The organism is Occallatibacter sp. (assembly GCF_049582745.1).
In the GTDB taxonomy this organism is placed as follows: Bacteria; Acidobacteriota; Terriglobia; order Terriglobales; family Acidobacteriaceae; genus Telmatobacter.
This window is the reverse complement of record NZ_JBAUUO010000088.1, coordinates 1-8,260: the sequence shown is the minus strand read 5'-3', so window position 1 is coordinate 8,260 and position 8,260 is coordinate 1. Positions and strand designations below refer to the sequence as shown.

8 protein-coding genes are annotated in these 8,260 nt (G+C 56.0%); all 8 read right to left on the bottom strand.

Annotated elements, in window-relative coordinates; genetic code table 11:
- Window positions 1-413: 413 nt before the first annotated feature.
- Complete coding sequence (locus WCA10_RS14335; RefSeq protein WP_472823215.1) at window positions 414-1,262, bottom strand: FAD:protein FMN transferase; 849 nt, start codon at window positions 1,260-1,262, stop codon at window positions 414-416.
- Window positions 1,263-1,268: 6 nt separating this feature from the next.
- On the bottom strand, window positions 1,269-2,822 hold the full coding sequence (locus WCA10_RS14330; RefSeq protein ID WP_472823214.1) for a flippase activity-associated protein Agl23: 1,554 nt from the start codon (window positions 2,820-2,822) through the stop codon (window positions 1,269-1,271).
- A complete protein-coding gene (locus tag WCA10_RS14325; protein WP_472823213.1) occupies window positions 2,782-3,447 on the bottom strand; it encodes a hypothetical protein in 666 nt (221 codons plus the stop codon). Before WCA10_RS14325 ends, WCA10_RS14330 begins: the two co-directional genes overlap by 41 nt.
- A 4-nt stretch (window positions 3,448-3,451) precedes the next feature.
- Complete coding sequence (locus WCA10_RS14320) at window positions 3,452-4,792, bottom strand: Gfo/Idh/MocA family oxidoreductase (RefSeq protein ID WP_472823212.1); 1,341 nt, start codon at window positions 4,790-4,792, stop codon at window positions 3,452-3,454.
- Complete coding sequence (locus tag WCA10_RS14315; protein ID WP_472823211.1) at window positions 4,786-5,304, bottom strand: hypothetical protein; 519 nt, start codon at window positions 5,302-5,304, stop codon at window positions 4,786-4,788. The genes WCA10_RS14320 and WCA10_RS14315 overlap by 7 nt, the downstream gene beginning before the upstream one ends.
- A 48-nt stretch (window positions 5,305-5,352) precedes the next feature.
- A complete protein-coding gene (locus tag WCA10_RS14310) occupies window positions 5,353-6,165 on the bottom strand; it encodes a sugar phosphate isomerase/epimerase family protein (RefSeq protein ID WP_472823210.1) in 813 nt (270 codons plus the stop codon).
- A gap of 201 nt (window positions 6,166-6,366) precedes the next feature.
- Window positions 6,367-7,782, bottom strand: coding sequence for a Gfo/Idh/MocA family protein (locus tag WCA10_RS14305; RefSeq protein WP_472823209.1), 1,416 nt, complete (start codon window positions 7,780-7,782; stop codon window positions 6,367-6,369).
- Window positions 7,783-7,980: 198 nt separating this feature from the next.
- Window positions 7,981-8,260 (bottom strand): hypothetical protein (locus WCA10_RS14300; protein WP_472823208.1); only part of this gene is annotated, 280 nt, incomplete at its 5' end.

Below are 8,260 nucleotides of genomic sequence, written 5' to 3'. Positions count from 1 at the left end.
TCAATCGTCGCTCAAACCTGCCCAGGCTGCTGCTCGCTCTGTCCTCGGGGAAAAGCAAAAACAACGACAACGACAAAAGCAACCCCATCGACTCCGCAGGGTTGACAGGGTCACTCCATATCAGGCCTTAACCCTCATCGATCCCTAATCAGATCGATGTGTGTTCTCGGCATGTGGCCGCATGACCGCTGCTCGTAGATGTGGCTGCCTTAACGATCTGATACGGCCGGCTCAGGTTCAGGTTGACGAGATGCCGACTTTTCGTCCAAGTGGAAAGTCCCAGGCTGGAATGCAGTGAATCCGAGCCCCTTTTCCGGGGGCGCAATTTTTGCAATCCGCACCTACGGTACGAACCAAAATGAGCTCACGAATGGGTGCTATGGATTTTGGATGCCCGCTTTTCTTCACGAACTCTACCGATCACGACAACCATGCGCTTCAATCGGCGGCACCCGGCGTCCAATCGATCTCGCAGATTGGTCAGTTTCGAGGAACGCCAGCCATGTGTCGTTCTGAGCCATCACTTCCTTCAATTCGGGCTCGCCGAGGACCATGCAGGCTGTGGAGAGGGCGTCCGATTCGGATGCTGTATCGGCGAGAACCCAGGCTCGGTTTTGGCGCAATGCGGGCGCGCCGGTACGCGGATCAAGAACATGGGCACCCTTCACCGCCACGCCCGAGCCGCTCAATGACGAGTGACTCAAGAAGAACCGTTGCGATGCGTTATCTTCGCCCAGGCCGCATGACCAGCCGGGGGTATCGGGTGGCGGGTCTCCTGCAAGAATGCTGCTCCCGCCCCCGACCAGCAAAAAAGACGGGCAATCCCACTGACGGAGTAATTCGGCCATGCGGTCGAGAGCGAATCCTTTGCCGATGGCACCCAGATCGAATTCAAGCCGGCCCTTGATGCAGAGAATTGAATGCTCGTCTCGCAGTAAACTCCACTGGGGAAGCGAGGCCTGAGTTTTCAGAGCGCCCGGCGTGGGACAGAAAGCGCCGTGTGTAGCTTCGTCCATCCGCTTCGCAATTTGCAGGCAGGCGAAGGCAGGCTCACTCAAACGCATCTTTTCGCCGGGTTCCAGATCACCGATCCGGGCAATGTCGCTGTCGATGCGGAAACGGCTTAGAGTGGATTCGAGCGAGTCCACAAGGTCGAAGGCGGCATGTGCAGTTTGCGCGGCGTAGGTTCTCTCCTCGCCGGTGATACGCGCCTGAAAGTGGGTCGCCATGGCGGCGTGGTTGAATTGGTGAATTTCAGCCATAAGCATTCACTTTCGCTCGGGCAGCCATAACAGGATGAGCACGCCTGGGCGGCTCCCGAAGAAATCAGGCCGGAAGCCGTGCAATGTTTCGGCATATTGATCCGCGGCCTCGGTGGAAGTCACGTAGAAATCTGCATCTCCGACTCGCTGCCCGGGTTGCCAGAAGCCCACTTGTTGAAATCGGCGAAGGTACCAGGGCAGCGGCCACGGATCAGAAGCGATAACCGCGATGCGCGGGGTGCTTATGCCTTCCCGGCGAGCCGCATCTGCGATCTCGTCGGGAAGTCCGAGGAGGTCGTCCGATGTGTGTGCATACGCATAGGGATTGTTTTCGTCAGTTGGGGCGAGAAAGACGCGCTGGCGCGTGTCGTGAGCAATCAACACACCCAACAACATTGCGGCGATGCAGAAGAAAAGAACGGCAGCGTGCCGGCCAAACCGTTTTTCGGCCCTGAACCAGACTGACTCTACAGCCATCGCCGCGAGTAGAGCGAGCGGCGGCCAAAGATTGAGCGCCAGCCACGGGGTCTTATAGGGAATCAGGCTGTAGATGGCGGCAACAAGCAATCCGTAGTACGCAAGGAACTGATAGACGGAAGCATCCCGCTTTCTAAATGCGATGAAGAGGCCGAGGCAGGCAAGACCGACCAGCAGTCCGCCGGACCAGCCGCCGACAAGAAGCCTGCCGAAATACCAGAAGGGTTGCTCGTGACCCTGACCAGCCGAGCGCGCGAAGACATTCGGGGCCACACGCCACAATGCAAAAAACGATTTCCAGTTTCTGCCGAACCAGGTGAACAAAATGACAATCAGTGCTAGAAACGTGGAAACGCCGGCTAGCAGCGGGCCGGGGCCGAATGACTTGGTGAAGCTCTTGCCGCGCAGGCCCCACGCATTGAACACAAGTGCTGCAACGATTAGCGCGAACAAATGAAGGATCGCGGTTTCCTTGCAGGCAACCATCAACGCGACGCATGCGCCTGCGAGAGCGGCGTAACCGGTTGACCTTCGATTGAAGGCATGCCAACTCGACAATATTAGCGCGAACGTTGCTGCGCAGAATAGTGATTCATGGATGAAATACCGGTCGTAGTAGACGGGCAATGGAGCAACAGCAAACAACAGAGCGGCGAGCAGACAAGGAACTACTCCGAACATGTCGGCTGCTGCGCCAAAAAGAAGAATCGTGATCGTCCCGGCTACAACTGTCGTTGTGCGCAACTCCGATTCAGTCAAATCGGAGAAGGACCTTGCTCCCTGCATCCTGGCCAGAGGCAGAGCAAGGGCTGCCAACGCAGGACCATGTCGGTCCTGCGGATCGTAGGTGAATGATTCACCATGAAGCAGTTGTCCGACAATGTAGCCGTTGATGGCTTCGTCTGTGTGCATGGGCCGCGCGCCCAGTTGCGGAAGGCGAACCGCCAATCCGATGAGCGCGATGATAATGAACGCGGGCCATCGGGCCCAAGACAAACGAGGAGCCAGAGCCCCTATTGAAGGGTTGGCGGAACGAGTGAACTCAGGCAGGCTTGCCCCAGACTTCAACCTCGATGTAATCATTCAGCTTGTTCGTCGTGTTCCCGTTGCTGTAAAGGCGAACGTAGCGGCCCTTCGCACCCTTGGCATCGATCAGCTTTCCCTGGTAGGTCTCGACGTAATTCAAATCCTTGCCCGCTCCGAGGCCAAGCTCACCTTTGAAATCGTTGTTGAAGATCGTCGTAACGCCCGATTTAAACGTGGGGTCATCCGACACCTGGGCCACAACATCGCGGTAGACACGCGCCTGGGAGTGGAAGTGCCACACGAGGACAGCATAGACGTTTGCGCTTTTCGCCAGGTCGATCTGCACCCACTGCTTCCCCGGTCCGAGTTCGACCCAGGAGCCTTCATCGCCGGCTTTATCGCCATCGGTGACCAGGTCCAAAGTGCCAACCACGGGATTGGTGTCGCTTCCTGTAACTTTCTTGCCCTTGGCTAAATTGATGGTGCCTGCAGGAACCATGAAGTCCGGGCGCTTGCCCTTCATCGGTGGCTCTAGATTCGGCACGTTGAGCGGAACGGGCGTGCCGACAAAGAGCGGACGCGGCAATTGCGTCTTCAGCGGAACTTTGTCCTGCGCGAGAGCTGCAGAGGGAATGAGGATGACTGCGGTGAGCAGGTATTTGCTGGAAAGGAACGTTTTCATAATTTCAGGCCTTCACTTCGTCGTTGGTGATCAGGAGCTTTTTCTCGGCGGCCACCGCGTCGTTTGCTCTGTGAATGACGTATTCGCTCGTGAAAGCTTCGTCTGCGGGACAATTCAACTTCGCAGTTCCCCGAATTGCGTTGAAGAAGTTTTCCAAGTGTGGCTGATGCGGAGGTTTATTGAAAAACACCGGGATCTCGTATTCCGCCAATTGTGCGGTCTCGCGCACGTCCACTTTTGTTGCGTCCACTGCAGCCGCCGGTTTTGCGGCTACGTATCCCTTCTGTACGAGGTCGTCCCATGAGACTGCATTTGCACGAGCTTCACGATAGATCGCGCAGAGCGACGGATCTTCTGACATCTTAATGGTGCCGTCATCGCCCATGAACGATTCGAAATAGCCGCCGCCAGCGCTCGTGGTCGTCTGCACCTGGTAGAACGCGCGCGCGACACCCTGATCCAATGGATACTCGTAGATGACCATCGCGTTGTCATACCAGTCATGGTTTTTGAAATAATCCAGCCCGCCGCTGGCGACAACGGATTTGGGCGTCATGCCCAGCCACCAGTTAAAGATGTCGATCTGGTGCGCGCCGAGGTCGGACAGGGGACCGCCACCAAGACCTTTGTACCAGCGCCAATTACGGAACTGGTGCATGTCCTTGTAGCCATACTCAGCGAGCATGCTCGCCGGCATCTCGAATTTCTTGGGCCAGCCAAAATCCTCTTTGACTGCCCGATTCCATTGTCCCTGCACGGCGGTGAGGCGGCCGCAGAATTGGGCATCGTGAAGCAGCCGATTCAAGGTGAAGACATATCGTGGATTACTGCGTCGCTGGTGACCAATCTGCAACAGCTTTCCAGTCTCGCGCATGGTCTTCACCATCGAGCGCGCACCTTCAATGGTGTTACTCATCATTTTTTCGCAGTACACATGCAGACCTGCCTTGAGGCAGGTGTTCGTCATCGGCGCATGCCAGAAATCGGGAGTCGCGATGAAAACCGCCTGCAGATCTTTTTCCTTGGCGAGCAGGTCTTCATAGTTTTCGTAAACGCGGACTTCGTTCCCGAGCTTCTGCAGGTAGCGCTGCCCCTCGCCGCGGTGGTAGTCCCAGATGTCGCAGAGGGCCACAAGCCGGACGCCTTCAATATTAAGCAGCGACTCGAGAAGAATCTTCCCTTCTTCACCATAACCAATCAGCGCGACATTGATGGTATTCAGCGAAGACTTCTTGACGGCTGCCGTCTGTTCGGCGGTATCGGACTTGCATGCTTCCAACAGCATGGCCGCGCCCGCTACTGCCGTAGCGCTGATGAAATCACGACGATTCAACTTGTCTACCATTTGTTCAGAACCGCAAACCTGTTGTGCTGGGCGAGCAAAAACGCACCTGCTACCAGTCCGATGTGGATGCCGAGATAGGCCACACCGTCGTTCGCATCGATCAAAACCAGTCCAACCGTCAGCGCGATGAAGAGCAATCCTTGTACAAGCAATGAGACGCGCGTACCGAGACCGATGATGAGCATGATTCCGGTCAAAATGAAGGCCGGGCCAAGCATGCGATCGAACAACGTCAATGCGAATTTCGGGAAGAGCGGGTCATGAGCGAACGTGTCTCTGAGTCCGACAGGGATTCCCGCGTAACTTGCCAGCGCGTAGGACTTCACGCTCACGTTGACCATCACGCCGCTTGCGTCCGGCTGACCGGTCGAAGGATCGATAAGAGGCATTGCAACGGATTTGTACGCGGCATATTTCTGAATGCCGACGAACAAGGCTCGAACGCCGAGCCAAAATCGCAGAGCCAGAAAAGCAAATGTGAAGTCCCATGCGACTTTACGGACAGGAAGCATTTTTATTTCAGTTGAAGCAGCCATGTACCCTCAGGCGGTGGAGATACGCTAAATAGAAAGGTTTTTCAGGTAGTCTGCATCCACCTTCAGCGACTCCTGCCACGGAATGTCAAAAGCCTCCTGCTCGACGAAGGCATGCGTAATCTTCTGGTTTTCTACTGCCTGCGCAAAGATCGGCCGGTAGTCGATCGATCCGCGGCCCAGCTCCGTCACCTTCGCTTCTTCGTGCGTCGCAAACGAAACGTTCGGTGGAAGATGGAAGTCTTTCACGTGAAGCATGGAGAACCGCTGCGGATATTTCTTCATCAGAGCGGCGGGGTCCTGGCCTGCAACCCTCACCCAACCGCAGTCCATCTCGAAGGTCGCTTTGTCGGGCTCGCAGAGCTCAAGCAGAAGCTCGTAGGGCACCTTGCCATCGACCGGCTGAAATTCCGCCCAGTGGTTGTGATAACCGAAGGTAATGCCCGCCTTTTTCAGTCTCTCGCTCGTTTTGTTGAACTCTTCGGCGTTGTATTTCCAGTCATCGATCGTAAGCGGACCCACTTTTTTGCCCGCAGAGGGAGGGTTTCTGCGCCCCGGTCCCGGACAGATGATGTAGCTCACGCCAATGGTCTTCTCAAATTCGGTCGTGGCGTCCAGGTCTTTCGTGACATCGGTAAACGAGCAGTGGGAGCTCACACACTTCAGTCCAGCCTGGTCGAGCGCTTTGCGGATTTCGGACGCAGGCTTCTTCGGTAGCGAAGCAGATTCCACCTTGAGGTACCCTGCGCCGCGAACCGCCGCCAGAGTTCCTTCAAAGTCCTTCGCCATCTGGTCCCGCACGCTATACAACTGGATGCCCGGCGTTAGTCCTAATGGCATTCCAAACGAGAACTTCGTTGAAGAGAAAGCAGCAACTGCGGTTGCTCCGCCAATAAAGTTCCTGCGTGTTATGGGTCGCATAAACCTCCAATTGAACCCGGCCATTCTATCGTCGGCCTGAACCCTGACTAAACCTATGAGTCTCGAACTCATTCCGAACCTGGTACTCAATGGAAAGAGGACCGGCTGGCAAAGTCGGCGCTAGCTCATCTTCCAAGGCGCACGGTATTCGCGCGTCATGAGTTTGCTGGCTTGCAGATCACCGATGATCTTCTCCTCCTTCGCATTCCACCGGATCTTTCTCCCAGTGGCCATCGCAATACGACAAAGATGACCAGGAAGCGCGGAGTTGTGACCGACTTCCACGGGTGTGACGGTGACTTGACGGGTTTTGATGCAATCCAGGAAGTTCTGCTGGTGATCGGATGAGGTGTACAGCTTCACCTTACGCAACTCCCGAGGCAGGTATTTTCCTTGCTTCCAGGCCGGGTTCGACGCGTCGAATCCCTCGCGATCCACCCACACCCAGCCCTCAGTCCCGATCCATTTCACGCCCGTCTTGATGTCCGGGTAGCCACCGGCGATCGTCATCGTGATACCGCGCGGATACTTCAGCTCAAACCGGTATTTAGGGGCAGTGTTCCACACAGCGTTTGCTGGAGGAAGTTCACCGCTGCCTTCGACCTCGTATGGACCGGTCTTGTCGAAGTCGAGGCCCCAATGGGCGATATCGCAATGATGTCCGATCCAATCCAGAAGCTCGCCGCCACCGGTGTTGTAGTTCCAGCGCCAGGATTTGTGAGAACGGGCCCTGATGTAGGGCTCCATCTTCGACGGGCCGATCCACATCTCGTAGTCGAGTTCTTTGGGAGGATCGTTGACGAGCAATTTCCAGGCTGGCGAACCGGACACGATTTGCTCCAGGCTGCCGACGTTTTGACCTTCGGTCGCCAGCCGCGCAAGCGCTTCCTTCTCAACGTCGTCGAAATCTGCATTGCCACCTGGCAGGCCGACCTCGACATGGGTCACATCTCCAATCAGCCCGTTTCTAACAATCTCTGCGGCTTTGTGAAACATGGGAACGGAACGCTGCCACGATCCCATCTGCCAAATGATCTTGTTCGTTTGGACGGCGCGGACTATCGACTGCTGTTCAGCTATCGTGTGCGCGAGAGGCTTTTCGCCGTATATGTCTTTCTTATGCCGCGCAGCTTCGGTGGCGACGATCTCATGCCAGTGGTCGGGGACGGCGATCATCACGGCATCAATATCGTCGCGGGCCAGCAGCTCACGATAATCGTGGTAGGCCTTGCAGTCCTCATTCCCATAGGCATCATTTATCTTCTTGACGGCCGCCTGAAGATGACTTGTGTCGATATCGCACGTCGCGACGACCTGGCAGTCCGACAACGTTAGAAACGCTTCCGTGTTTCCGGGCCCCTGCCATCCCATGCCTATCACGCCCAGATTGATGCGGTTATTTGGCGAGGTAGCCGGTGTTTCCGCACCGAAGCTGCGAAGAGCGGCAGGAAGAATGGCGGCAGATCCGGCAGCTTTTAGAAAACGGCGGCGATTGAAAGGACGAAAGAGGGCTTCAGGAGCGGATTGATCAGGCATTAGGATTCCATTAGCACGTGATCTGTGGATGCAACTGATTTATATCATTCTCTGACCTGTTCCTCGCAAGTGTCCGGCTCGGCAGGTTCAGTTGGCCTGAACTGATTGAGGAGGAGTACTTTCATGCTGTTTTGGAGGCTACAGAGAGACCCTACACAGCAAGAGCCAGGACGAATCGGTCCGGAAGTCGGCCAGTATTTACAAATCCAGTCCATTGGATGTAAGATCGCCTACGGGGACAACTGGCTTTTCACCACTCAGGGACGCAATCCGCAGGAGGATATGTGTACGAGATGGCGACTTTTTGTCCAGATGGAAAGTCCTCCACAGGAAATTAGTAAACGCTAGCCCGTTTGAACTAAGCCGCTGCGCGGCGGCCGCTACTTCTGTGGCTGTCGAGTAGTTTGTTGGCTGGGATAGCTTTTGGGTCACAAGGAGGTCAGTGTGACCCGACTCCGTCAGATGATGCTGGACGAAC

Excerpts from the sequence above, each read along its gene's own strand:
- WCA10_RS14305 (WP_472823209.1), bottom strand. The coding sequence starts at position 7,782 with ATGCCTGATCAATCCGCTCCTGAAGCCCTCTTTCGTCCTTTCAATCGC.
- WCA10_RS14315 (WP_472823211.1), bottom strand. The coding sequence starts at position 5,304 with ATGCTTCCTGTCCGTAAAGTCGCATGGGACTTCACATTTGCTTTTCTG.
- WCA10_RS14335 (WP_472823215.1), bottom strand. The coding sequence starts at position 1,262 with ATGGCTGAAATTCACCAATTCAACCACGCCGCCATGGCGACCCACTTT.
- WCA10_RS14310 (WP_472823210.1), bottom strand. The coding sequence starts at position 6,165 with ATGCCATTAGGACTAACGCCGGGCATCCAGTTGTATAGCGTGCGGGAC.
- WCA10_RS14325 (WP_472823213.1), bottom strand. The coding sequence starts at position 3,447 with ATGAAAACGTTCCTTTCCAGCAAATACCTGCTCACCGCAGTCATCCTC.
- WCA10_RS14330 (WP_472823214.1), bottom strand. The coding sequence starts at position 2,822 with ATGATTACATCGAGGTTGAAGTCTGGGGCAAGCCTGCCTGAGTTCACT.
- WCA10_RS14320 (WP_472823212.1), bottom strand. The coding sequence starts at position 4,792 with ATGGTAGACAAGTTGAATCGTCGTGATTTCATCAGCGCTACGGCAGTA.